At 64.7% G+C, this 23905-nt stretch carries 21 protein-coding genes and 1 other RNA gene; 14 read left to right on the plus strand and 8 right to left on the minus strand.

All coding sequences use genetic code 11. From position 1 onward, the window contains the following. Nucleotides 1–77 precede the first annotated feature (77 nt). The 3 genes from KMAL_RS10795 to KMAL_RS10805 all read right to left on the minus strand — a co-directional run bounded on the left by KMAL_RS10795 (nucleotide 78) and on the right by KMAL_RS10805 (nucleotide 2373). A complete protein-coding gene (locus tag KMAL_RS10795) occupies nucleotides 78–569 on the minus strand; it encodes a DUF3465 domain-containing protein (protein ID WP_180999800.1) in 492 nt (163 codons plus the stop codon). Between the two features lie 97 nt (nucleotides 570–666). After that, nucleotides 667–1605 (minus strand): polyphosphate kinase 2 family protein, encoded by a 939-nt coding sequence (locus KMAL_RS10800; protein ID WP_239020085.1) that lies wholly within the window; start codon nucleotides 1603–1605, stop codon nucleotides 667–669. A gap of 9 nt (nucleotides 1606–1614) precedes the next feature. Then, nucleotides 1615–2373: an SDR family NAD(P)-dependent oxidoreductase gene (locus KMAL_RS10805; protein ID WP_110095729.1), complete on the minus strand. Its 759-nt coding sequence runs from the start codon at nucleotides 2371–2373 to the stop codon at nucleotides 1615–1617. A gap of 163 nt (nucleotides 2374–2536) precedes the next feature. Between KMAL_RS10805 and KMAL_RS10810 the strand changes: the two genes are divergently transcribed. Beyond that, nucleotides 2537–3121: a YqgE/AlgH family protein gene (locus KMAL_RS10810; RefSeq protein WP_110095730.1), complete on the plus strand. Its 585-nt coding sequence runs from the start codon at nucleotides 2537–2539 to the stop codon at nucleotides 3119–3121. Nucleotides 3122–3514: 393 nt separating this feature from the next. Here the strand turns inward: KMAL_RS10810 and clpA are convergent, their stop codons facing one another. Both clpA and clpS read right to left on the minus strand, forming a co-directional pair. Next, on the minus strand, nucleotides 3515–5854 hold the full coding sequence (gene clpA, locus KMAL_RS10815; protein WP_110095731.1) for an ATP-dependent Clp protease ATP-binding subunit ClpA: 2340 nt from the start codon (nucleotides 5852–5854) through the stop codon (nucleotides 3515–3517). A 158-nt stretch (nucleotides 5855–6012) separates the two neighbouring features. Then, a complete protein-coding gene (gene clpS / locus KMAL_RS10820; protein WP_239020086.1) occupies nucleotides 6013–6450 on the minus strand; it encodes an ATP-dependent Clp protease adapter ClpS in 438 nt (145 codons plus the stop codon). A gap of 272 nt (nucleotides 6451–6722) precedes the next feature. On the opposite strand from clpS, the gene KMAL_RS10825 reads away from it, so the two are divergent. From KMAL_RS10825 to folB, 9 genes are all read left to right on the plus strand, one after another. Further along, nucleotides 6723–7904, plus strand: coding sequence for a D-alanyl-D-alanine carboxypeptidase family protein (locus tag KMAL_RS10825; protein ID WP_110095714.1), 1182 nt, complete (start codon nucleotides 6723–6725; stop codon nucleotides 7902–7904). A gap of 162 nt (nucleotides 7905–8066) precedes the next feature. Next, the gene (gene map / locus KMAL_RS10830; RefSeq protein WP_110095715.1) at nucleotides 8067–8876 is read left to right on the plus strand and encodes a type I methionyl aminopeptidase; all 810 of its coding nucleotides are present in this window, start codon (nucleotides 8067–8069) and stop codon (nucleotides 8874–8876) included. Nucleotides 8877–9062: 186 nt separating this feature from the next. Next, nucleotides 9063–10865 carry a gamma-glutamyltransferase gene (gene ggt / locus KMAL_RS10835; protein ID WP_110095716.1) on the plus strand — a complete coding sequence of 601 codons (1803 nt, stop codon included), beginning with the start codon at nucleotides 9063–9065 and terminating at the stop codon, nucleotides 10863–10865. 76 nt (nucleotides 10866–10941) lie between these two features. Continuing rightward, an RNA gene (gene ffs / locus KMAL_RS10840) (signal recognition particle sRNA small type) lies at nucleotides 10942–11038 on the plus strand. A gap of 72 nt (nucleotides 11039–11110) precedes the next feature. Continuing rightward, the gene (locus tag KMAL_RS10845) at nucleotides 11111–13138 is read left to right on the plus strand and encodes a DNA polymerase III subunit gamma/tau (RefSeq protein WP_110095717.1); all 2028 of its coding nucleotides are present in this window, start codon (nucleotides 11111–11113) and stop codon (nucleotides 13136–13138) included. A gap of 25 nt (nucleotides 13139–13163) precedes the next feature. Then, a complete protein-coding gene (locus tag KMAL_RS10850) occupies nucleotides 13164–13487 on the plus strand; it encodes a YbaB/EbfC family nucleoid-associated protein (protein ID WP_110095718.1) in 324 nt (107 codons plus the stop codon). A gap of 22 nt (nucleotides 13488–13509) precedes the next feature. Continuing rightward, nucleotides 13510–14103 carry a recombination mediator RecR gene (recR, locus tag KMAL_RS10855; protein ID WP_167400133.1) on the plus strand — a complete coding sequence of 198 codons (594 nt, stop codon included), beginning with the start codon at nucleotides 13510–13512 and terminating at the stop codon, nucleotides 14101–14103. Further along, complete coding sequence (locus KMAL_RS10860; protein WP_110095720.1) at nucleotides 14100–14900, plus strand: SDR family oxidoreductase; 801 nt, start codon at nucleotides 14100–14102, stop codon at nucleotides 14898–14900. Before recR ends, KMAL_RS10860 begins: the two co-directional genes overlap by 4 nt. A 7-nt stretch (nucleotides 14901–14907) precedes the next feature. Continuing rightward, nucleotides 14908–15315: a dihydroneopterin aldolase gene (folB, locus tag KMAL_RS10865; RefSeq protein ID WP_110095721.1), complete on the plus strand. Its 408-nt coding sequence runs from the start codon at nucleotides 14908–14910 to the stop codon at nucleotides 15313–15315. 79 nt (nucleotides 15316–15394) lie between these two features. Here folB and KMAL_RS10870 read toward each other — a convergent pair whose 3' ends face one another. Further along, complete coding sequence (locus KMAL_RS10870) at nucleotides 15395–15727, minus strand: TIGR02300 family protein (protein ID WP_110095722.1); 333 nt, start codon at nucleotides 15725–15727, stop codon at nucleotides 15395–15397. 324 nt (nucleotides 15728–16051) lie between these two features. Between KMAL_RS10870 and KMAL_RS10875 the strand changes: the two genes are divergently transcribed. Together KMAL_RS10875 and rpsA are read left to right on the plus strand one after the other, a co-directional pair. Continuing rightward, nucleotides 16052–16690: a (d)CMP kinase gene (locus tag KMAL_RS10875; RefSeq protein ID WP_110095723.1), complete on the plus strand. Its 639-nt coding sequence runs from the start codon at nucleotides 16052–16054 to the stop codon at nucleotides 16688–16690. Between the two features lie 272 nt (nucleotides 16691–16962). Beyond that, complete coding sequence (gene rpsA / locus KMAL_RS10880; protein ID WP_110095724.1) at nucleotides 16963–18678, plus strand: 30S ribosomal protein S1; 1716 nt, start codon at nucleotides 16963–16965, stop codon at nucleotides 18676–18678. A gap of 200 nt (nucleotides 18679–18878) precedes the next feature. On the opposite strand, the gene KMAL_RS10885 is transcribed toward rpsA, so the two are convergent. After that, nucleotides 18879–21572 (minus strand): M16 family metallopeptidase, encoded by a 2694-nt coding sequence (locus KMAL_RS10885; RefSeq protein ID WP_408887918.1) that lies wholly within the window; start codon nucleotides 21570–21572, stop codon nucleotides 18879–18881. A gap of 117 nt (nucleotides 21573–21689) precedes the next feature. On the opposite strand from KMAL_RS10885, the gene KMAL_RS10890 reads away from it, so the two are divergent. Together KMAL_RS10890 and KMAL_RS10895 are read left to right on the plus strand one after the other, a co-directional pair. Next, nucleotides 21690–22859, plus strand: a complete 1170-nt coding sequence (locus tag KMAL_RS10890; protein WP_110095734.1) for a serine hydrolase domain-containing protein — start codon at nucleotides 21690–21692, stop codon at nucleotides 22857–22859. Between the two features lie 42 nt (nucleotides 22860–22901). After that, complete coding sequence (locus KMAL_RS10895; RefSeq protein ID WP_110095725.1) at nucleotides 22902–23417, plus strand: hypothetical protein; 516 nt, start codon at nucleotides 22902–22904, stop codon at nucleotides 23415–23417. 47 nt (nucleotides 23418–23464) lie between these two features. Here the strand turns inward: KMAL_RS10895 and KMAL_RS10900 are convergent, their stop codons facing one another. Further along, nucleotides 23465–23638, minus strand: coding sequence for a DUF1674 domain-containing protein (locus KMAL_RS10900; protein WP_110095735.1), 174 nt, complete (start codon nucleotides 23636–23638; stop codon nucleotides 23465–23467). Nucleotides 23639–23905 lie beyond the last annotated feature (267 nt).

A 23905-nucleotide genomic window follows, 5' to 3' on the forward strand; every position in this document is an offset into this window, starting at 1 on the left:
TTTTTTAAAAGGCGGCGTTCTTTGAAGCTTTTTGGGAAAAAGCTTCACCAAAAACTTTTATTGTTAATAGGCTTTTTTTACTCGTACCGGTGACCATTGACCGTCACATAGCCTGCGATGGGCCAGTTGCGGCTGGTGCCATGATGGGTCCAGTCGATACCCTGGCTGCGCAGGTTGTCGAAGTAGTAGCGCCCGACCACATCCACGTCATCGCCCTTCGCCACCCACGGCCATTGCGGGGCCTCCATGCGGTCAAGGTCGGAGACGATGCGGATGTAGATCCCCGACCCGACATCGACATAGAAATAGCCATGCCAGCCACTGCGCGTCCGGCGCGCGCGGGAGACGGAGATGACCCGGCCACAGACATGTTCGGGCAGGTCGGCATGCCGGGTGTGGCGTTCCTCGTTCTCGAACTTGCGCTGGTCCTCTAGGAACCTGCGATTGTCACAACTGGCGGAGACGGAGTCCCCCCACGCATGCGCGGTCGTGCTGGTCATCACCTGCGCGGCGGTGACCATCATGGCGCCCGCGCAAAAGGAGCGCAGCAGGGTTAAGCGTGCCGACATCACAGTCCTCATTCTGTCACTACATGCCTTCCATGCGTGGGATGCGTGCGCGCGTCAATGACCCGCACACGCATGCGTTATATGCGGATGTGACGTTCTATGTCTTTTCGGCCATCAGTTGCTGGCGGGCCTTTTTCATTTCCGCGCGCGCGGCGGCGTCCAGTCTGGGCATCTGCAGGTCAAGCTGCTCCAGTGCTGCGATCAGTGTCTCGATCACCACGAGGCGGGCGAACCATTTCTGGTCCGCCGGCACCACGAACCATGGCGCGTGCGGCGCCGCCGTATTGCGGATCGCCTGTTCATAAGCCTCCTGATAGCTGTCCCAGTATCCACGTTCGTGGATGTCAGCGGCGGAAAATTTCCAGTTCTTTTCAGGATGGTTGATGCGCGACAGGAACCGCTTGCGCTGCTCGTCCTTGGACAGGTGCAGGAAGAATTTGACGATCACCGTGCCCTGTCGTGCCAGATACTCCTCGAAATGGCGGATATCGCGGTAACGGTCGTCCCACAGCGTCGGTGACTTGCGCAGTTGTGGCGGGATCTTCTGGTTTTCAAGGATTTCGGGATGCACCCGCGTGACCAGCACCTCTTCGTAATGGCTGCGGTTGAAGATGCCGATATGCCCGCCCTGCGGCAGGGCCAGGTGTTCGCGCCACAGATAGTCGTGAGCAAGTTCGACCGGGCCGGGCTGCTTGAAGGAGGTGACATTGACCCCTTCGGGATTGATGCCGGACATCACATGCTTGATGACGCCATCCTTGCCCGCCGCGTCCAGCGCCTGCAGCACGATCAGCATCGACCATTCGCCATTGGCGTACAGCCGCGCCTGCAGTTCCGACAGGCGGCCGATCCGTTCATACAGATGCCGCTTGCCGCCTTTCTTTTCCAGCCCACAGTCCTGCGCCGCACGGGTCGGGCAGGCCGAAAGTTTGAAATCCGTTCCGTCGGTAATGCGAAAACGTGTCGCCAACTGGGCCTGTGCCGCGATGGTTGCCGCGTCGGGTTGGGTCTTCGTACCCTTGGTCTTGTCCTGCATTGATACGGCTCAGTCCTTCATGCCCTTGACCACCGACAGGCCACCTGCCGCCTGGCAGATCGGCATCATCTCGATCTGGTTGATGTTGACGTGCGGCGGCAGGTTCACGATCCACGAGACCGTCTCCGCGATGTCATCGGGCAGCAGGGGATGCGTGCCTTCATACACCGCCGCCGCCTTTGCATTGTCGCGCAGGCGCACGTTGCTGAATTCGCTGCCGCCGCACAGGCCGGGCGCGATGTTGGTGACGCGGACATTCCTGCCCAGCAGGTCGCAGCGCAGGTTGCGCATGAACTGTTCCACGAATGCCTTTGTCGCGCCATAGACGTTGCCGCCGACATAGGGATAGATCCCTGCCGTGCTGCCCAGCGAGACGATATGCCCGCGATCGCGCGCCACCATGCCCGGCAGCAGCGCACGCGTCAGTTCCACCATGCCGGTGACATTGGTTGCGATCATGCGCTCCCAGTCGCTGACATCGCTTTCCTGTGCCTTGGAGATGCCAAGGGCAAGCCCGGCATTGTTCACAAGGATATCGACTTCCTGCCATTCTGCCGGCAGCGCGTCGGGCAGGGCGGCGATGGCGGCCTTGTCCATCATGTCGAGGCGCAGGGGCAGCAGCGCCTTGCCCAGTTGCGCCGCCAGCGCGTCCAGCCGTTCCTGACGCCGGCCCGTGGCGATGACGCGGTATCCGTCGCGCACCAGGCGTTCGGCTATGGCCTTTCCAAAACCGGCGGTGGCACCGGTGACCAGGGCGATCTTCGACATGGGATGATCCTTTCGTTGCATGATGGGGGTCATGCCGGACAGTGTGGCGGTCCTGCGTGACAGATTCAAATTCGTAACGCGGACGGGCCGGGTTGTGTCCACCCTGGCAGCCATTGCATGAAACGGTTGCAAAGGGGGGGGGATGTGGTTCTATCCTTGGGCCATGCCTAAGATATCCCTGACATCGGGCCACAACCTGACCGGACACCTGCTGGTGGCGACACCGGCATTGATGGATACGCCCTTTGAGCGGAGCGTCATCTATCTGTGTGCCCATTCAGCCGAAGACGGGGCGATGGGGCTGGTCGTGAACCGACGCCTGTCGCAACCCGTCCTTGATGACGTGCTGGAGCAGTTGGGCGTGGCGCCGGTGCCGCCCCGCCGCCGGATCGGCCTGTGCGCGGGCGGCCCCGTGGACAGTTCACGCGGCTTTGTCCTGCATTCCGCCGATTGGGAAGGCAATGGCAGCATGGCCGTCAATGACAGCACCATCCTGACCGCCAGCCTGGACATATTGCGGGCCATCGCCGATGGCGCGGGACCACAGCACGCCCTGCTGGCGATGGGTCATGCCAGTTGGGAGGCCGGCCAACTGGAAGACGAGATCCTGCATCACAACGCATGGGTCAGTGCCCCCGCAACGGACCAGATCGTCTTCAGCCCCGATCATTCGGGCAAATGGCGGCAGGCGCTGGCCAGCGTGAACCTCGACCCGGCATGGTTCAGTTCCTGTAGCGGAAACGCGTAGCGTCTGCATTGCATGCTCAGGAGCTTTGCCCCCGCCCCCCACCAAAGGGCGCGGCCCTTTGGAAACCATGACCTTTAACGAATCAGGGTGCAGGGAGCGCGCTCCCTGCCGGGTCCGGGCAGCGCCCGGATGTTTCATGCACTGACTGCATTGCATGCTCAGGGGCTTTGCCCACCGAACCCCCACCAAAGGGCGCGGCCCTTTGGAAACCATGACTTTTAACGAATCAGGGTGCAGGGAGCGTGCTTCCTGCCGGGTCCGGGCAGCGCCCGGATGTTTCATGCGCCGACTGCATTGCATGTTCAGCGGCTTTGCCCACCGAACCCTTACCAAATACGAAAACAGGGGCCGTTGCCGACCCCTGTCTTTCGTTCGTCCTGAACTGGCGGGTTATCAGTCCGCCGCTTCGGACTCTTTCTCGTTATCGCCTTCATCGCTTTCCGGCGCGGAGGATGACGGATCATGGGAAATGTAGTCGAAGTCCAGCTTGCCATCCTTGAGCGAGATCTTGACGACCCCACCCTTGACCAGCTTGCCGAACAGCAGTTCCTCGGCCAGTGGCTTCTTGATGTTTTCCTGAATGACACGGCCCAGGGGGCGCGCGCCATACAGGCGGTCATAGCCACGTTCCGCCAGCCATTCCTTCGCCGCCGACGAGATTTCGATCATCACGTTGCGATCCGCCAGCTGGGCTTCAAGCTGGAAGATGAACTTCTCCACCACGCGGTCCACCACTTCGGGCGACAGGTGGGCGAACGGAATGATCGCATCAAGGCGGTTGCGGAATTCGGGGGTGAAGATGCGCTTGATGGCTTCCTCATCCTCGCCCTCGCGCCCGTTGCGGGCAAAGCCAATGGCCTCCTTGCTCAGGTCCGCAGCCCCCGCGTTCGTCGTCATGATCAGCATGACATTGCGGAAATCGACCGTCTTGCCGTTATGGTCCGTCAGGCGGCCATGGTCCATGACCTGCAGCAGCACGTTATACAGGTCGGGATGCGCCTTCTCGATCTCGTCAAGCAGCAGGACCGCATGCGGGTGCTGGTCGATGGCATCGGTCAGCAGGCCGCCCTGATCAAAGCCGACATAGCCCGGCGGCGCACCGATCAGGCGCGAGATCGAATGACGCTCCATGTATTCCGACATGTCGAAGCGGATCAGTTCGATGCCCAGCGTGCTGGCCAGCTGCTTCGCCACTTCGGTCTTGCCCACGCCCGTCGGGCCGGAGAACAGGTAGTTGCCAATCGGCTTCTCCGCATCGCGCAGGCCCGCACGCGACAGCTTGATCGCCGCCGTCAGCGCCTCGATCGCCTTGTCCTGCCCATAGACCATGCCCTTGAGGTCACGTTCGAGGGAACGCAGCGTCTCCTTGTCGTCCGACGACACGCTCTTGGGCGGGATGCGGGCGATCTTGGCGACGATGTCCTCGACATCCTTCAGGGTGACGGTCTTGCGACGGCGGTTTTCAGGCACCAGCATGCGCGACGCGCCGACCTCGTCAATGACGTCGATGGCCTTGTCCGGCAGCTTGCGGTCATGGATGTATTTCGCCGCCAGTTCCACCGCGCCACGGATCGCGTCGTCGGTATAGCGGACCTTGTGGTGCTTTTCGTAATTGACCTTCAGGCCACGCAGGATCTTCACCGCGTCGTCGATGGAAGGCTCCGCCACGTCGATCTTCTGGAACCGGCGCACCAGCGCGCGGTCCTTTTCAAAATGCTGGCGGTATTCCTTGTATGTCGTGGACCCGATGCAGCGCAGCGTGCCTGCCGCCAGCGCGGGCTTCAGCAGGTTCGACGCATCCATCGCCCCGCCCGACGTCGCACCCGCACCGATGACGGTGTGGATTTCGTCGATGAACAGGATGCTGCCGGGGTTGTTGTCGAGTTCGGTCACGACCGCCTTCAGCCGTTCCTCGAAATCACCGCGATAGCGCGTCCCCGCGAGCAGCGCGCCCATGTCGAGCGAGTAGATCGTGGAGTTGAGCAGCACCTCCGGCACGTCGCCCTCGACGATCCGCTTGGCCAGTCCTTCGGCGATCGCGGTCTTGCCCACGCCGGGATCGCCCACATACAGCGGGTTGTTCTTCGTGCGGCGGCACAGGATCTGGATCGTGCGCTCGATTTCCGAGTCGCGGCCGATCAGCGGGTCGATCTTGCCCTCGCTCGCCTTGTCGTTGAGGTTGGTGCAGTAGGTTGACAGCGCGTCCTGGTTCTTCTGCCGTCCCTTGCCGGCTTCCTCGCGCTCCGGGTCGGGCCCTTCGGAGGGCGTGCCCGCGACCGGCCGGCGCGTCGAACGCTCCGGCGCCTTGGCGATCCCGTGGGAGATGAAGTTGACGGCATCAAGGCGCGTCATGTCCTGCAGTTGCAGGAAATAGACGGCATGGCTTTCGCGTTCGGCGAACAGGGCGACAAGGACGTTCGCGCCCGTCACCTCGTCGCGGCCGGTGGACTGCACATGGATCGCGGCGCGCTGGATCACGCGCTGGAACGCGGCAGTCGGCTTGGGATCGACGGTGCGGTCGGACGCCAGGCCGGCAAGGTCCTTGTCGAGGAATTCCGTCAGGTCGTGGCGCAGCTTGTCGAGGTCGACGCCGCAGGCGCGAAAGACCGTGACCGCGTCGGGATCGTCGATGAGGGAGAGGAGAAGATGTTCGAGGGTGGCATATTCATGCCGCCGTTCGCTGGCGAGTGTCAGCGCACGATGAAGCGTCTGTTCCAGATTACGTGACAACATGCCGAGACGCTCCTTTTCCAAGGGGGGCCATTGCGGCCCCGGGGATCATGACCGGACAATCACTCCGATCTTTGTCCCGTTGCGGGGGGAATGCCAGAGGAAATTTGCATAAATCTGCATGAAAGAATGCAAAGGTGGGAAAATGCCTGATCGTGGCCTCAGTCCTTTTCGATCGTGCACTGCAGGGGATGCTGGTTCTGGCGTGCGAGGTCCATGACCTGCGTGACCTTCGTTTCAGCAACTTCGTAGGTAAAGACGCCACAGACACCGACGCCGCGCTTGTGGACATGCAGCATGATGTCCGTCGCCTCCTCCCGCGATTTCTGGAAGAACCGTTCCAGCACGTGGACGACAAACTCCATCGGGGTGTAGTCGTCATTGAGCATCAGGACCTTGTACATCGCCGGCTTGCGGGTCTGCGGCCGGGTGCGGATGACAACGCCCGCCAGTCCGTCGTCATTGCCGCTGTCGCCGCTGCCCGTATCGCCATCGGGACGGCGCGGGGGGGTGTTGCCACCATGCGCGCGCGCGGGCAGCGGTGCGCCGCGATGGTGCGGGGCTTGGGCGACAGGGGAGTGCAGGCGTGTGACGGACATGATCCTACCATATTGGAACTCTGTTCCCCGTTGGAAGGGGCAGGTGGCATTATGGAGCATCATTTTTTCGCCTCCTCTCGGTTTCGTGTGGCGCAGCATTGCGGGCCATGCGTGCCAGCAACACAAAGTTGCATGCCGTTTCGGCCATTTTTCGCAATTCCGCTCTGGACGCCGACGCGTCCCGCTGTCTAGGATGGTGACAGAATTAATTGTCATATGATGGCGACCGCAGGTATCTTCGGCCCGGTCCCGCACTGGATGATAATCACCGCATGTCCCCTTTTCCCCGTCGTCTGAAGCGTCTTTTCACTGCACGCGGCACCAGGGTGAAGGTTTCACTGCTGGTGGCGGGCGGCCTGGTCGCCGGACTGTTCGGTGGTGCCGGGCAGGCCCGCGCCCAGTATGTGGGGCAGATCAGTTCCATCGTCATGGACGCCCGCACCGGGGCCATCCTGTCGCAGTCCAACGCCAGCCTGCGCCGCTACCCCGCCAGCCTGACGAAGCTGATGACCCTCTACCTGACGTTCAAGGCGCTCAGGGCGGGGCGCATCACGCTGGATCAGGTGGTGCCCGTCAGCGCGCACGCCGCCTCCATGGAACCGTCGAAGCTTGGCCTGCGGCCGGGCAGTTACCTGACGGTGGAGGAGGCGATCCTTGCCCTCGTCACGAAATCGGCCAATGACGCGGCCTGCGCGCTGGGCGAATTCCTTGGCGCGGGGAGCGAGGAAACCTTCGCGCAGATCATGACGGAGCAGGCGGCGCGCCTGTCGATGAACGATACGTCGTTCCGCAATGCGTCGGGCCTGCCGAACGAGGAGCAGATGACCTCCGCGCGCGACCTTGCCACGCTCGCGCGGCATATCGCGCTCGACTTCAGCGAATACTACCATTATTTCGCGGTCCCGGCCTTCTATTTCCGTGGCCGTTACGTGCCCAACCATGACCCGATGCTCCAGTCCTATCCGGGGGCGGACGGGCTCAAGACCGGGTATACCGCCGTTGCCGGGCACAACCTCGTCACCTCCGCCGTGCGCGACAATGTCCGCCTGATCGGGGTGGTCATGGGCGCCTCCTCGAACGAGGAGCGCAATGCGGTGATGGCCGACCTGCTCGATGACAGTTTCCGGGCGGAGGGAATCGCCCCGGTCCAGCGCCCGCTGGTCCTTGCGCGCAATGTCCTTGCCGCACGCCACCGCGCGGCTTCCGCGCGTGGCCGCTTCCTGCTGGCGAGTTCGCGTTACCACGTGGAGGGGCCTGAACAGGTCGCCGATGCGTCGATTCCGCTGTCCTATGCCCGGCTGCGGCATGGGGGACACCCTGCCACCGGGGTGCATGTGGTGTCGCATGCCGCCACGGCGCACGCCCATGCCACAACGCATGCGCACGTACACCTTGTCGGGATGGGGCAGGCGCATCGCGTCGCCGCCACTACTAAGGGCAAGCCGCGCAGCTAGGCCTGCCTCGGCCGCTGACACGGCGCGCCGATGGGGGTATAGAACCTGTCGCCGTTCATGGGATGGCATCGCACCTGCCGGGCGTGGCGTCGGGAAACTGTCCCGGCGGGCGCAGGCGCGGGGGTGTGATTACGCGATGACTAGCGACGAAGGAATATCGGCATGGATGGCGACATGAACGAGGGCGCGATCGTCCTGCACTCCCCCGAGGATTTTGTTGGCATGCGGGCGGCGGGACAGTTGGCGGCACGTACGCTCGACATGATCACGCCATATGTGCAGGCCGGGGTGACGACTGGCGAACTGGATGAGCGCATCCATGCCTTCATGGTGGCGCAGGGCGGTGTCTCCGCCACGATCGGCTATCGCGGGTATGAGAAGGCAAGCTGCATCTCCATCAACCATGTGGTCTGCCATGGCATCCCCGGCGACAAGGTGCTCAAGGAAGGCGACATCCTCAATATCGACGTGACCGTCATCCTTGATGGCTGGTTTGGCGATACCAGCCGGATGTACACGGTGGGCACGCCGTCGAAGAAGGCGCAGAACCTGATCGATGCGACCTATGAATCGCTGATGCTGGCCATCAAGGCCGTGCGACCGGGGGCGACCCTTGGTGATGTGGGGCATGTGATCCAGACCTATGCGGAGGAGCGGCGCTTTTCCGTCGTGCGCGACTTCTGTGGCCACGGCATCGGCCGGACCTTCCACGCCGCGCCGAATGTGCTGCATTACGGCCGTCCGGGGCATGGCGTCGTCCTGCGTCCGGGCATGTTCTTCACCATTGAACCGATGCTCAATATCGGCCGCCCGGATGTGAAGATCCTTGGTGACGGCTGGACCGCCGTGACGCGTGACCGTTCCCTGTCGGCGCAGTTCGAGCACATGATGGGCGTGACCGAGGATGGGTGCGAGGTCTTTACCTACTCCCCGGCCGGGCTGAACAAGCCGCCCTACAACATCACCGGTTAGGTGACGGCCTGCTGGTAAAAAGCAGTAAAAGTTTTCAGGGGCCGCCTTTTTTTAAAAAAGGCGGCATATTCTGGATCTCCCTTGGAAAAAATTTACCAGAAATTTCTATGATTTCAGCATGCTGTTCAGGTTTTGGGATTGATCCTTGAAAAACGCGGCATGTCATTGCCTGTCAGGAAAATGAAAATGGTTGCTGGTCTGCGTCGTTTCCCATCCCGCCGGGCCGGTGGCCTGCTGCTGGCGGGCGTCCTGCTGCTGTCCGACGGGGTGGCGTGTGCCGCCGCCGTGCCCGCGGCGGTGCAGGATGACCCGCTGGCGTTTGGCGGTACGTCCGTGCCGGTGGCGTCGGCCCCGCCCGTGGGCGGGCATGAGGGGATGGTCGTCTCTGCCCAGACCCTTGCGTCACAGGTGGGCGCGCGCATCCTGCATGAAGGTGGAAACGCCGTGGATGCCGCCGTGGCCGTGGGATATGCGCTTGCCGTGGTCTATCCGGCGGCGGGAAACCTTGGTGGTGGCGGGTTCATGACCCTGCGGCCTGCGAACGGGCCTGCGGTCTTCCTCGACTTCCGCGAACACGCGCCGGCCGCCGCGACGGCCACGATGTTCCAGGATGCAAAGGGGAATGTCATTCCCGGCCTTTCGACCAAGGGGTGGAAGGCCGTGGCGATTCCCGGCACCGTCGCGGGACTGGAACTCGCCCGGCAGCGCTGGGGCCACCTGTCGCGCAAGCAGGTGATGGCACCGGCCATCGCGCTGGCGCGTGACGGATTCGTCCTTGCGCCGGGCGATGTGGAACTGATTTCGCACGGCAATGACGATTTCCGCCGCGATCCCGTGGCGCGCCGGTCCTTCCTGCGCCGCGATGGCAGCGGACTGCAGGTGGGCGACAGGCTGGTGCAGCCAGAACTGGCCCGCGTGCTGGAACGGATTTCGCGCAAGGGGACTGACGGATTTTACGAGGGCAAGACCGCGCGCGAGATCGTGCGCGCCAGCCGCAAGGGGGGCGGCCTGCTGACGCGCGCGGACCTGTCTGGATACAAACCGCGCATCCTGCCGCCGCTGACATGCGAATACCGCGGATACCATATCGATACCGCGCCCCCGCCGAGCGGCGGCGGGGTTGCATTGTGCGAGATGCTGAACATCCTGTCCGGCTATGACATGCACCGCCTCGGCCTTTACACCGTGCCCGCCGTGCAGCGTGAGGTGGAGGCCATGCGCCATGCCTATGCCGACCGGCAGGACCTTGGCGACCCGGCGTTCGTGTCGAATCCGGTCGATCATCTGCTCGATGTGAATTACGCGCGCCAGGTCCGCGCCGCCATCCCCAATGCGCGTGCGGTTCCGTCCGCGGCCGTGCGGCCCGGTGTCGCGGGGAACGAGGGGCAGGAGACCACGCATTATTCCGTGATGGACCGTGACGGGAATGCGGTCGCGGTGACCTATACGCTCAATGGCTGGTTCGGCGCGGGCATGGTCGCGGGGCGGACGGGCGTGTTCATGAATGACGAAATGGACGATTTCTCCACCCGTCCCGGTGCGCCCAACATGTTCGGGATCATCGGCAGCAAGGCGAACGAGATCGCACCGGGCAAGACGCCGCTTTCGTCCATGACGCCCACCGTCATCTCCCGCAACGGGAAGCCGGTGATGGTGATCGGCAGTCCCGGCGGGTCGCGCATTCCCACCATCGTGCTGACTTCCGTGCTGGGCGTGATCGATTACGGGCTGGACATCCAGCACGCCGTCGACCTGCCGCGCATCCATGAACAGTGGCAGCCCGAACCCGTGCAGGTCGAGGCCGGGGCCCTGACGCCCGGTGTCATCGCGAAGCTCCAGCGGGAGGGCTACAGCTTCAGGGCCTATCCCCACTGGGGCGTGGCAGAGGGAATCCTCGTGGGTGGGCCGAGCCTGAACACGCCGGGTTCCGACCGTTATTACGGCGGGGCCGACCGCCGCCACAGCACCAGCGCCGCCGTGGGCGAATGACCCGCCGGGGCCGGGGGCTTTTTTTCGAACAAAGCCCCTTGTGCCGCACCGGGGTGTATGTGTTATGAAGCCCGTGGAAGATCGGCCGTAGACGGGTACCTTGCCAACCCGGTCAGGTCCGGAAGGAAGCAGCCGCAGTGAGTTTCGCTCGGGTTATGTGTCCGGTCTTCCACCCCTGAATTCAGTCCCTGCCATCCTGCGGCGCAGGATGCGGCGTGCACCATTCACCAAGGCCGGATGCATCAATGAACGCTTCTTCGGATCAGGATCGTTCCGGGGAGGAAGCTCTGCCGTCCCCGCCCGTGGATGACGGCCCCGGCCTGTTTGGCGACGCCCCGCCGTCCGCCGTCCCCGCGCCTACGCAGAATGCAGCGCCCTACCGCGTGCTGGCGCGCAAATACCGTCCCACCACATTCGATGACCTGATCGGCCAGGACACCACGGTGCGTATCCTGCGCAACGCCTTTGCGCTTGGCCGTGTCGCGCATGCCTTCATGCTGACGGGCGTGCGCGGGGTGGGCAAGACGACGACGGCGCGGATCATCGCGCGCGCCCTGAACTGCACCGGCCCGGACGGGCAGGGCGGGCCGACCGCGGACCCGTGCGGGGTATGCCCCAACTGTGTCGCGATCCTGGCGGACCGGCATCCCGACGTCATGGAAATGGACGCGGCGTCGCGCACGGGCGTGGACGACGTGCGCGAGATCATCGACTCCACGCGGTTCCGCCCCATCCAGGGCCGCATGAAGGTCTTCATCATCGATGAGGTCCACATGCTGTCGCGCAACGCGTTCAACGCGCTGCTCAAGACGCTGGAAGAACCGCCATCGCAGGTGACGTTCATCTTTGCCACCACCGAACTGCGCAAGGTGCCGGTGACGGTGCTGTCGCGTTGCCAGACATTCGACCTGCGCCGCGTGCCGCAGGACATGCTGGCCGCGCATTTCGACCGGATCGCGGCGCAGGAAGGCGTGCGTTTCGCCCCCGATGCGCTGGCGCTGATCGCGCGCGCGGCGGACGGGTCGGTGCGGGACGGACTGTCGCTGCTGGACCAGGCCATCGCGCAGGGGACGCTTGATGGCGAAGGGCAGGGTGAGGGCGCGCCGATCGACGCCACGCTGGTCAGCGGCATGCTGGGGCAGGCCGACCGGGGCATGGTGTTCGACCTGCTCGACGCCGTGCTGGCCGGACGGCCGGACCAGGCGCTGGTCATCACGGACGAGGTCTTTGCCCGTGGCGCGGACCTTGGGGTGATGCTGGCGGATGTGCTCGACCTGATCCATTCCGTCTCCCGCCTCAAGGCGGTGCCGCACCTGCGCGACAGTTCCGACATGCCGCAGATGGAACGCGAACGCTGCCTGGCGATTGCGGAGCGTGTGTCCGTTCCCGTGCTGGGGCGTACATGGCAGATGCTGCTCAAGGGGCAGGGCGAGGTCGAACATGCCCCCGACCGCAGGCAGGCGGCCGAAATGGTGCTGATCCGCATGTGTTACGTGGCGGACCTGCCGCCGCCGGGCGACCTTGTGCGGCAGGTGGTCGAAGGCGGGGGCAGCGGCGGCACGGCGCAGTCCGCCGGCAAGGCTCCTGCATCGCATGATGGCGCGGGCGCGCAGGGCGCGGCGCCGCAAGCCGGGACAGTTCAGGGCATGGCGCCGCAGGGCGGGGGCGCGCCGTCCGGTGGCCCGGCCCTGCGCATGGTGGCCAACGGTGGCGTGCGGGTCGATGCGCTCGCGGGGGATGCCGCGGTGGTCCCCCCGCCGGTGGCGAGCGAACCCGTGGCGGTGCCCGAACCGCCGCGCCTGCGGACCTGGCGGGAAGTCGTGGCCTTCGTATCGGGCCGTGATGCGATGCTGCATGGCCATCTGCGCCATTCGACGCATCTGGTGGCGTTCGCGGCCCCTGAAATCCGCATCCGGGTGGAGGCGGCAGCACTCCCCGGACTGGCGCGGCGGCTGGAAACCCTGCTGCGCAATGAAACGGGGGATGCGTCGTGGACGGTCCGCACGTCGGAGGAAGAAGGCGAGCCGACGCTTGCGGAACAGGGAGCGGAGATCATCCAGCTTCACCGTGCCGACGCGGCATCGCATCCTTTGGTGCAGGCAGTGATGGCGGTGTTTCCGTCCGCGCGACTGGGGCAGGTGACGGACCATGCGCTTGACGATTACGGCCTTCCGCCCGAAGAGAACACACCAGCCATGTTGGCCCCGGATCTGGAATTCGCGCCACTGGATGCCGAACTGGTGGATGAAGACGATCTGCCGACCGACGACTGACTGACGCCCAAAGGAGAAGAAGAACATGAAAAATCTCGCCGGCCTGATGAAGCAGGCCACGCAGATGCAGGCCCGCATGGAAGAAATGCAGGCCAAGCTCGAATCCATGGTGATCGAGGGAAGCTCCGGCGCGGGCATGGTGCAGGTCACCCTGAACGGTAAGGGCGACATGAAGGCGATCCGCATCGACCCCAAGCTGGCCGACCCTGAGGAAATGGACATGCTGCAGGACCTGATCCTTGCGGCATGCAGCGACGCGCGCACGAAGCTCGATGCCACGGCGAGCGAGGAAATGAAGAAGGTGACCGGCGGCCTGAACCTGCCCGGCGGCATGAAGTTCCCGTTCTGAGCCTGAACCGGGAGCCTGTGTGATGGGCGGCGCGGAGATCGAGCGGCTGATTACCCTTCTTGGGCGATTGCCGGGGTTTGGCCCCCGTTCGGCCCGTCGCGCCGCCCTTGCCATGCTGCGCCAGCCGCACACCCGCATGCTGCCGCTGGCGCAGGCGATGGAACAGGCGGCGCGCGCGGTGCGGACCTGCTCGTCATGCGGCAACCTTGATACCTGCGATCCCTGTTCGATCTGCGCGGACCCGGAACGTGACCACGGGTTGGTCTGCGTGGTGGAAAATGTGGGCGACCTGTGGGCGCTGGAACGCGCGGGCGTCCATCGTGGCGTCTATCAGGTGCTTGGCGGCACGCTGTCGGCGCTCGACGGGATCGGGCCTGATGACCTCAATGTCGCCCCGCTCTACGCACGGCTGGAGGCCGGGGGCGTGCGGGAGGTCATCCTCGCGCTGGGCACCACGGTCGATGGCGCGACAACCATGCACTGGCTGCATGACAGCCTGCTGCGCTTCCATGTGCCCATCAGTCGCGTGGGGCAGGGCGTGCCCGTTGGCGGTGCGCTCGACGTGCTGGACGATGGCACGCTTGCCGCCGCCCTGATGGCGCGTCGCCCGGCATGAACACGCCGGGGATGCGCTGGCCCGTCCCGGCGGGCATCGCGCGCGTGGCGCTGGTGACCGGCGGGGCCGCGCGGCTTGGGCGCGCCATTGCACTGGAACTGGCGCGCAACGGCTTTGACGTGGCCATCCATTACAACCGCAGCGCCGACGCGGCGCGGCATACGCTGGCGGAGATCACGGCGCTTGGCCGCAGGGGATGCGTGCTGCGTGCCGACCTGTCGTGCGAGGACGAGGTACGCAGCCTGCTGCCACGCGTGGGCGAGGCACTCGGGACCGTGGGCGTCCTTGTGAACAATGCCAGCGTCTTTGAACGTGACGAATGGGACAGTGCAACGCGGGAGGGATGGGATGCCCACATGGAACCCAACCTGCGCGCGCCCTTCGTGCTGATGCAGGATTTTGCGCGACAGATGCCGGCGGGGCGGCAGGGCATGGTGCTGAACATGCTTGACGAGCGGGTCTGGTCGCTCACGCCGCATTTCGTCAGCTATACCGTCTCCAAGGCGGCATTGTGGTCCCTGACGCAGAGCATGGCGCTGGCCCTTGCCCCCCATGGAATCCGGGTCAACGCCATCGGACCGGGCCCGGTGCTGCCGACGCCGCGACAGAGTGCGGCGCAGTTTGCCCGCCAGTGTGCGTCCCTGCCACTGGGGTATGGCGCGGGGGTGGAGGAGATCGCCCACGCGGCGCTGTCGCTGCTGTGCATGCCGTCCGTCACGGGGCAGATGCTGGCCCTTGATGGCGGGCAGCACCTGCAATGGTCGCCCGCACGGCCCAACCCCGCAACAGGAGCCTGAGCCACGCATGTCGGTGTTTCCCCCATGGCCGGAGCAGCCGCCGCTGCGCTGCGTTTTCGTGCGTGACCTGCTGCTTGATGCCAATATCGGCGTCTTTGCGCATGAGCAGGGCGTCACGCAGCGGATCTGCGTCAATGTCGCCTTTGGCGTGGCGGACATGCCGGGCCTGGATGTAGGGGCGGATGATCTGGACCGCACGGTCTCTTACGAAGATGTCGTGCTGCTGGTACGCAAACTTGTGCGTGAAGGGCATGTCCAACTGGTGGAGACGCTGGCCGAACGGATCGCGGCGGGGATGCTGTCCGATGCGCGGATTCGCGTGGCGCGGATTCGGGTGGAGAAGCTGGACATCTTCGCCGATGCGCGGGCCGTGGGCGTGGAAATCGAACGCCGCAGCCCGCATCCCGCCCCGTGATGTGGCGATGCGCGGCACCATGTCGCGCATCGCCGGGCAGCCGTGCGCCACCGGCGGGCATGCCGCCGGGGCCGGGGCCTCAGTTGTCGTGGTCTTCCTTGTCGGTCTTCAGGTCGATGTCGGCGCTGCTGATGTCGTCATCGTCATCATCATCGTCCAGCCCGACCTCGTCTTCCATCACGTCATCCGCGTCGGCATCGGTGTCGAGATCCGTATCGGGATCAAGGTCATCGGGGGCCGTCTTCTTGGCGGAATCGGGGGCTGCCGGTTCCACGGGACGCCGCACGCGCGGCAGTTCCACCGGCTGTTCCGCGCCGCATTTCGGGCAGACTGCCGGATTCTTGTTCAGGTCATAAAAGCGGGCGCTGCAGGAGACACAGACGCGCTTGGTGCCGAGGTTGGGCTGGGCCATCTTGAACCTGTCGATCCTGTTCTGTGCAAAGGAAATAAAGCCACCGTCGCAATGTGGCAAAAGGGCGCAGCCCCATGCCAGTTTGTTCGGCGTATGTCAAACGATGCGCCCCATGCAATGGGGGAGGGGATGTTTTTGTGTCAATATCGGATTGACACCCGACGCAGGAATTCGGAATTGGAAGGGTATGAAAACTGCCCAGATGTTCCCGTTGCGGGGCGTGATGACCCGTGTTTTTGGCTGTCCGCCGTCCTGTCGCCTGTCCCGCCTGTCCCTGCTGCGTGAATTGCGGGGCCGGAACGGGCATGACGCGGGGACGGAGGCATGAGCGCACCACTGGTCATTGCCGTGGACGGGCCGGCGGCGGCGGGCAAGGGCACGCTGGCGCTGCGGCTGGCGCGCGCGCTCGACCTGCCGTATCTCGACACCGGGCTGCTGTATCGCGCGACGGGGCGCCGCATGCTTGACGCCGGGCTGGACCCCGCCAGTCCCGCTGACGGGCAGGCCCGCCTTGTCACGCTGGAGGACCTGTCGCGCACCGACCTGCGCGTCCCGCAGGTGGACCGCGCGGCAAGCCTTGTCGCGTCGCAGCCCACGGTGCGGCGCATCCTCGTGGGCATACAGCGCGATTTTGCCGCCCGCCATGGTGCCGTCCTTGACGGCCGTGACATCGGCACCGTGATCTTTCCCGACGCACGGGTAAAACTGTTCGTGACCGCCTCGCTCGCCGCGCGCGCGCGGCGGCGTTGGGAACAGATGACCACGGACCCCGACGCCCCCGACCGCGAGGCGCAGATCGCCCGCGTGGCGCGGGAACTGCAGGACCGCGACGCGGCCGATTCCTCCCGCGCGGCGGCCCCGCTGCGCGCGGCACCCGACGCCATCCATATCGAGACCGATGACATGAGCGCGGACGAAGTCCTGGCGGAGGCGCTGCGCATTGTGGCGCGCATGACGCGCTGACACGTATGTGTGGGCGGTTTTTCGGGCCGTCCCCTACGTTTTTATTGACACGGACGGGTCAGAGGGTGTCTGTGCTTGGAAATGTTGTCGTATCGCCATGCGTGGTGGTGCGGCGCGTGTTTTGAGTTGGTCGTCAGGCATGCCATGACCGTGTCATGGATCGCAGCCGGGCAAGACGTTCCGATCAGGGTCATACAGGATCATGAAGCGGGGCGCAGGAATTTCCGGCCCTCCCCATGGGTCCGGCCGGATACGGGATTTACAAGTAACTCATGGCTTCAGCCACAACACAGCCTACCGCCGAATACGCGGGTGGCGAGGATTTCGCCGCCCTTCTCGAAGAGACCCTGGGCCGCGACAGCGCATTTGACGGTTCCGTCGTGACCGGTCGCGTCGTCCGCCTGACGGACGAATTCGCGATCGTCGATGTCGGCCTCAAGAGCGAAGGGCGTGTCGCCCTCAAGGAATTCGGCCCGCCGGGCGTGACCCCCGACGTGAAGCCGGGCGACGTCATCGAACTGTTCGTCGAGCGTTACGAGGACCGTGACGGCTCCATCGTGCTGTCGCGTGAAAAGGCGCGTCGCGAGGAAGCCTGGACGAACCTTGAAAAGGCGTTCGAAGGCAACCAGCGCGTCAACGGCACGATCTATGGCCGCGTCAAGGGTGGCTTCACGGTCGACCTCGGCGGTGCGATGGCCTTCCTCCCCGGCTCACAGGTCGATATCCGCCCCGTGCGCGATGTCACCCCGCTGATGGGCGTGCCGCAGCCGTTCCAGATCCTGAAGATGGACCGTGCGCGTGGCAACATCGTCGTGTCGCGTCGCGCCGTCCTTGAAGAGACGCGTGCGGAACAGCGCAGCGAGCTGATCCAGGGCCTGAAGGAAGGCATGATCCTCGACGGCGTGGTCAAGAACATCACCGATTACGGTGCGTTCGTTGACCTTGGCGGCGTTGACGGCCTGCTGCATGTCACGGACATCGCGTGGAAGCGCATCAACCACCCGTCCGAGGCCCTGCAGATCGGCCAGCCGGTCCGCGTGCAGGTCATCCGCTTCAACCCCGATACGCAGCGCATCTCGCTGGGCATGAAGCAGCTTGAGGCCGACCCGTGGGAGAACGTGGCGATCAAGTACCCGCCGGGTGCCCGCTACACCGGTCGCGTCACGAACATCACCGACTACGGTGCGTTCGTGGAACTGGAGCCGGGCGTCGAAGGCCTGGTGCACGTGTCCGAAATGTCCTGGACGAAGAAGAACGTCCATCCGGGCAAGATCGTCGCCACTTCGCAGGAAGTCGACGTCATGGTCCTGGATGTGGACAGCGCGAAGCGCCGCATCTCGCTCGGCCTGAAGCAGGTCCAGCGCAACCCGTGGGAGCAGTTCGCCGAGGAGCACAAGGTTGGTTCCGTGGTGGAAGGCGAGATCCGCAACATCACCGAATTCGGCCTGTTCATCGGCCTGTCCGCGGACATCGACGGCATGGTCCACATGTCCGACCTGTCCTGGGACGAGCCGGGCGAAGTCGCCATGACGCATTACGAAAAGGGTCAGGTCGTCAAGGCCAAGGTCCTGGACGTGGATGTGGAAAAGGAACGCATCTCGCTTGGCATCAAGCAGCTGCATGAAGATCCGGCGGCCGACACGCTGAGCAAGGTGCAGAAGGGCGCGATCGTGACCTGCATCGTGACCGCGGTCCAGTCCAACGGCATCGAGGTCAAGGTTGACGACGTGCTGACGGGCTTCATCCGTCGCGCCGAGCTGGCCCGTGACAAGGCCGACCAGCGTCCGGAGCGTTTCGCGGTTGGCGAACGCGTCGATGCGAAGATCGTGTCTGTTGACCGTGCGGCCCGCAAGCTGGCGCTGACGATCCGCGGCCGTGAGGTCGAGGAAGACAAGCAGGCGATCAACGAATACGGCTCGTCCGACAGCGGCGCGTCGCTGGGCGATATCCTTGGTGCGGCGATCCGTCGTCGTAACGCCGAGAGCTGATATTGTTCCGTTCCCTGCCCTTCGGGGTGGGGAATACGAAAAGGGCGGTACCTTCTGGTACCGCCCTTTTTTATTGTCCGTCATGTTCGACAGACCTGAACCATAAAGAAGTTTTTGGTGAAGCTTTTTCCAAAAAGCTTCAAGGACGCCGCCTTTTCGAAAAAAGGCGGCACCCAGAAACTTTTGACGTTATCAATCCCTCACGGCCCCTTGATGACTTCGGCCATGTCGGCGGGACGCAGCCAGCGGGCAAAGGCCTTCTGCACGTCCTGCGCCGTCATGTTGTAATAGGCACTGGCAGCCGTATTCCCGTTATCGAGCGGCAGGCCGAGGCTGCTGAGGTGCAGGTAGGTCGCGGCGATCGAATCCAGGCTGGCCTGTTGCAGCGACAGGCCATGCAGCAGGCTGGCCTTGGCCATCGTCAGTTCGTCCTCGCCCAGCGGACGGGCCTGCATGTCGGCCACATCACGCAGGGCCGCGTCACGCGCGGGCGCGACCTTCGACGGGTCGGCCCCGAACGTGATGGTATAGGCCGCGCGCTGCCGGTGCCACGCCAGGTGGCTGCGCACGGTATAGACATATCCCGTGCGGACCCGCAGGTCACGATACAGGCGTGAGGAGAACCCGTCGCCCAGTGCCTCGTTCCCCAGCGTCAGGGCGAAATGGTCGGGATCGCGCGCCGTCAGCCCAAGGCTTTCGGCCAGGGTCACGCTGTCCTGCACGCTGGACTGGTCCGGCACGCGGGCGACGGAGGCATGGCTGTCGGGGCGTGGCGGCAGGTCCACCACGGGGGTGGGGCCGGTTGCGTGCCATGCGCCGAACGTCGCGCGCACGGCCTGCAGCGCCTTTTGCGGGGTAATGTCGCCAGTGATGACAATCGTCGTCAGGTCCGGGCGATAGGCCGCGTTATAGAACGCGCGGCAGTCCGCCAGCGTCAGCTTCATCACCTGCGCTGGATCCGCCTGCCGCAGCGACGGGTCATGCGGCGGGGAGATCGCGGATTTCACCGCGCGCCCCACAAGGTAATCCGGCGATTGCAGCAGGCCAGCCAGCGAGGACGCGGTGTTCATGCGCACCACCTCGAACGCCTTTTCGGGGAAGGCGGGGTGCAGTTCGTTGTCCGCCAGCAGCCGCAGCCCCTTTTCAAAGTCCTGCGTCAGCACGTTCAGGCTGAAATCCGACCCTGCGCTTTCGGTCGCGGCGATATCGTCCAGCGCCTTCTGGAAGCTGATGCGGTCATGGCTTGTGGTGCCGTAACGGAACAGTTCGTCGGTGATGTCGGCAATCCCCTCCTGCCCCACGGGTTCCTGCATGTCCGAGTTCTGACGTACCACGCCATACAGGCTGACGGTATGGCTGACATGGGCGGGCCGCACGATCAGGTGAAGCCCGTTGGGCAGGACGTAGCTGGCGGGAACCGGGGTCGGGGTGGGGGGCGTCAGCGTCATCAGGTCCTTCTGCGCCCATTGCGGCAGGACGACCGGATGGTCCGGCGGGGCGGCAAAGGATTCGGAGCCGCCAAATCCCTTGCCCGCCACGGGATGGCCGGATGTACGGGGCGTCAGGATGGCGGTCACGGCCTGCGCGGGGTCAAGCACCTGCCGGGCCAGGCGGTTCACGTCCTCCGGCGTGACGGCGGCATAGGCGCTGGCCAGTGCGTCGGGGGAATCGAGGCCCATGACGGCCACCGCCTCGGACCAGCTTTCCGCCAGTCCCGAAATGCTGTTCGCGGCATAGCCAAGCTGCGCCAGTTCCTTGCGCCGTGCTGCATCCACCAGGTCCGACGGCACGCCGTGCGCGCGCAGCGACGCCAGCGTGTCACGCAGCGTCTGCAACAGTGCGGACGGGTCCTTGCCCGCCGGGAAGGCGGCCAGTGCGATCCCGATCCCCGCATCCGCCTTTGGCGCGTAATCGAACCCGGTCAGCAGCGCCTTGCCTTCGGGCACGAGGTCATAAAGCGCGCCACGCTGGCTGGACAGCACGTCGGAAAGGATCTGCGCCGTGGCATAATCATGCGCGCGCTGTCCGGGCATGCGGCTGGCGATCGCGATCAGCCCGATGGGGTAATCTGTGGGGAAATGCAGCAGTTGCGGCTGCAGCGCGCCGGGTTCGACGATCGGGCGCGCAGGCAGCGCGCGCGCAGGCAGCGGGGAGAAGATTTCACGCGCGCGGGCCAGCGCCTGGTCCGCATCGACATTGCCGGTGATGATCAGGATGGCGTTGTTGGGCGCATACCAGTCGCGATAGAACCGGCGCAGCATCGCCGCGTCCGTATGGTCGAACGAGGCGCGCGTCCCCAGTGCGTCATGTTCATAAGGCGTATGCGCGAACAGGATCGACTGCAGGCGGGACAGGTACTGGTAGCCGGGGCTGGACAGGTCGCGGGAGACTTCCTGCTCGATGGCGCCGCGTTCGCGTTTCCAGTCGGCCTCCGACAGGGTCAGGCCGTTCATGCGCAGCGCCTCGATCCGCAATGCGATGTCGAGGTCCTCGGCCGGGGCGGTGTAGAAGAACTGCGTCGTGTTTTCCGTGGTATCGGCGTTGTAATTGCCCCCCATCCGCGCGCCGATGGCCGACAACTGGTCCTTGTCGAGTCCCTTGCTGCCACGGAACATCATGTGTTCCAGCGCATGTGCCGTGCCGGGGAAACCGCGCGGCGCGGCGGCGGAACCGACAAGGTAGTTCATCTCCGTCGTGACGACGGGGGCAAGGCGGTCGGGCACGATGATGATGCGCATGCCATTGGGCAGCGTCGTGCGGACCGGGGCTTCGGCCCTGGCCTGTGCGGACACGGCGGGGGCCGGGGGGGCAGATGCTGTCCATCCCGGCGTGGACAGGAGGCTGCTGCCCGCCATGAGGAGGGAAAACAGCGTGGGAAACAGGCATTTGTTCATGCGTGACAGGTTACGCCGCTTTGCGCGGGGGGGCCAGTTCCCGTCCGCCCTTTGCATGGGCGGGGCGATATGGCCTATGTCACGGAACGTGCCGGAAATACACGAAAGGGCATCGTGATGACACAGGATCAGGTTGATGCCATGCCCGCGCGCGTGGCGCGTGTCGTGGACGGCGCCGTCGCCAGCGGGCGTGTGGTGGGGGCCGTGGTGATGGTTGCCGTTGGCGGGCGCGTCGTGCTGCGCCACGCGGCGGGGATGCAGGATCGCGAATCCGCGGTCCCGATGCGCGTGGATTCCTGTTTCCGGCTGGCCTCCGTCACCAAGCCGGTCGTGACCGCGCTGGCCCTTGCAATGGCCGAACGCGGGCAGGTGGACCTTGAGGCACCGGTATCGCGCTACCTGCCGTTCTTTCGTCCATGCCTGCCCGACGGGGGCAGGACCGAGATCCCGCTGCACCGGCTTCTCAGCCACAGCAGCGGCCTGTCCTACGGGTTCCAGTTCCCCCGCGACGACAATCCCTATGCCCGGGCCGGGGTGTCCGACGGACTGGCTGAACCCGGCCTGTCCCTGCATGAAAACCTGCGGCGTCTGGCGCAGGTGCCGCTGGTCTTTGCACCGGGGGAGGGCTGGGCCTACTCGCTGGGGCTTGATGTCATGGGCGGCGTGCTGGAGCAGGCGGGAAATGCGCCCCTGCCGGACCTGGTGCAGCGCCATATCGGTGACAGGCTGGGAGGATGGGCACGGACCGGGTTCCATGCGCCTGCGGATCTGGCGCTGGCGACCTGTTATGCCGACGGGCGTCCCGCGCCGGTGCGCATGCCTGCGGATTACCGCCTGTCGCGCCTGCTGCCGGGGGGCGGGGTCTCTGAAATCCATTTCGTGCCCGACCGCGTGCGCAACCCTGCCTCCTACCCATCGGGCGGGGCGGGAATGGTTGGCACGGCGGAGGATGTCCTGACCTTCCTCGAAGCCGTGCGCAGCGGCGGTGGCCCCATCCTGTCGCCGCAGTCGGCACGGCGTTTCGGGGTGAATGCGGTGGGCGACGTGGCGATGGGGCCGCTCAATCGCGGGCGTCGCTTCGGTTTCGGCGGGGCGATCGTGGTCGATCCCGCCCTGGCGCGCACGCCGCTTTCGCCCGGCAGCTTTACGTGGGGTGGGGTTTACGGCCACCAGTGGACGGTGGACCGCGCGCGGGGTATTTCCATCGTGATGCTGAGCAACACGGCCCTTGCCGGGATGGCCGGTGCGTATCCCGATGCGGTGGTGCGGGCCGTATACGGGGTGTAAGTGTGCGCGGCGGGTGGCAATTCGACTGTTACGGGAAGTGCAATGTCTTTTGGTGATCGCGTCAACCAGTTCGATGCCTGGCTGCTCGACCGGGTGTTCCAGCCTTTTGCCGATGCCCTGCCCGAACGCATTTCCGCAATGGATCTGGGAATGAATTTCCAGGTCGGCTCGATCGTGCTGTCGGCCGTGTCGATCTCCGCCCTGCTGATGCTGGAGGGCATGTCCTTCGACAGCGTCGTGACCAACATGCTGGGATGGTGTTTCGAGGTCATCTTCTACATCGGCATCCATCGCATGCGTGCGATGGTGCGGCCGGGGCACCTCAACCCCCTGCGCGGGATGCTGGCGGGGATGCGCCCGATCTCGATCCCGTTTGCGATGTATGCGATCTATCAGGCCGTGACGGCGGAACGGGCCTATGAACTGGCGCTGTGGTTCAATTCCCTGTCGCAGATCGTGTTCGTTGCCGGGATCTACCTGATTTCATGCCACATGCCCCCGCCACGCCAGCGCGCACGGCAGGGGATCGGCCGCGGGTTCCAGCCCAACGAAACCTGACGCAGCGCCCGCGCGCCTGTGCATGGCGCGCGAAGCGGGCCGACGCGTCAGAAATCGATGCAGCGTCCCTTGACGGTCCAGTCATTGTAACGGGTGGGTTCCGGTCCCTTGGGGCCGCCACGCTCGTTCGGTTCGGCAGGCTGCTTCAGGCGGACCTTGTCCGCCTCTTCCAGCGCCTTTTCGGATGTCAGGGGTTCGGAATGGGTGTCTTTGTCGCTCATGGGACGAAGTGTCGGTCCAATCGCGGTGCCGGGCAAGGGCAAAAGGACGTGATCGCGGTGTCCTGAAACCGGGTGCTGTGACCCTTGGTGGAAAGATAAAAGTTTTTGGGTGCCGCCTTTTTCAAAAAGGCGGCGTCTTTGAAGCTTTTTGGGGTCTGTTGGGAATTACCGTGAATTGATGATAGCGGCGGTGAGATAAATCATTGCTGCGAATGATCTGTCTGTCTTGTCGCTTCGCATGGCGATGCGCTTGAACTCCTTGAGTTT

It is taken from the genome of Novacetimonas maltaceti (assembly GCF_002906255.1).
Classification (GTDB): domain Bacteria; phylum Pseudomonadota; class Alphaproteobacteria; order Acetobacterales; family Acetobacteraceae; genus Novacetimonas; species Novacetimonas maltaceti.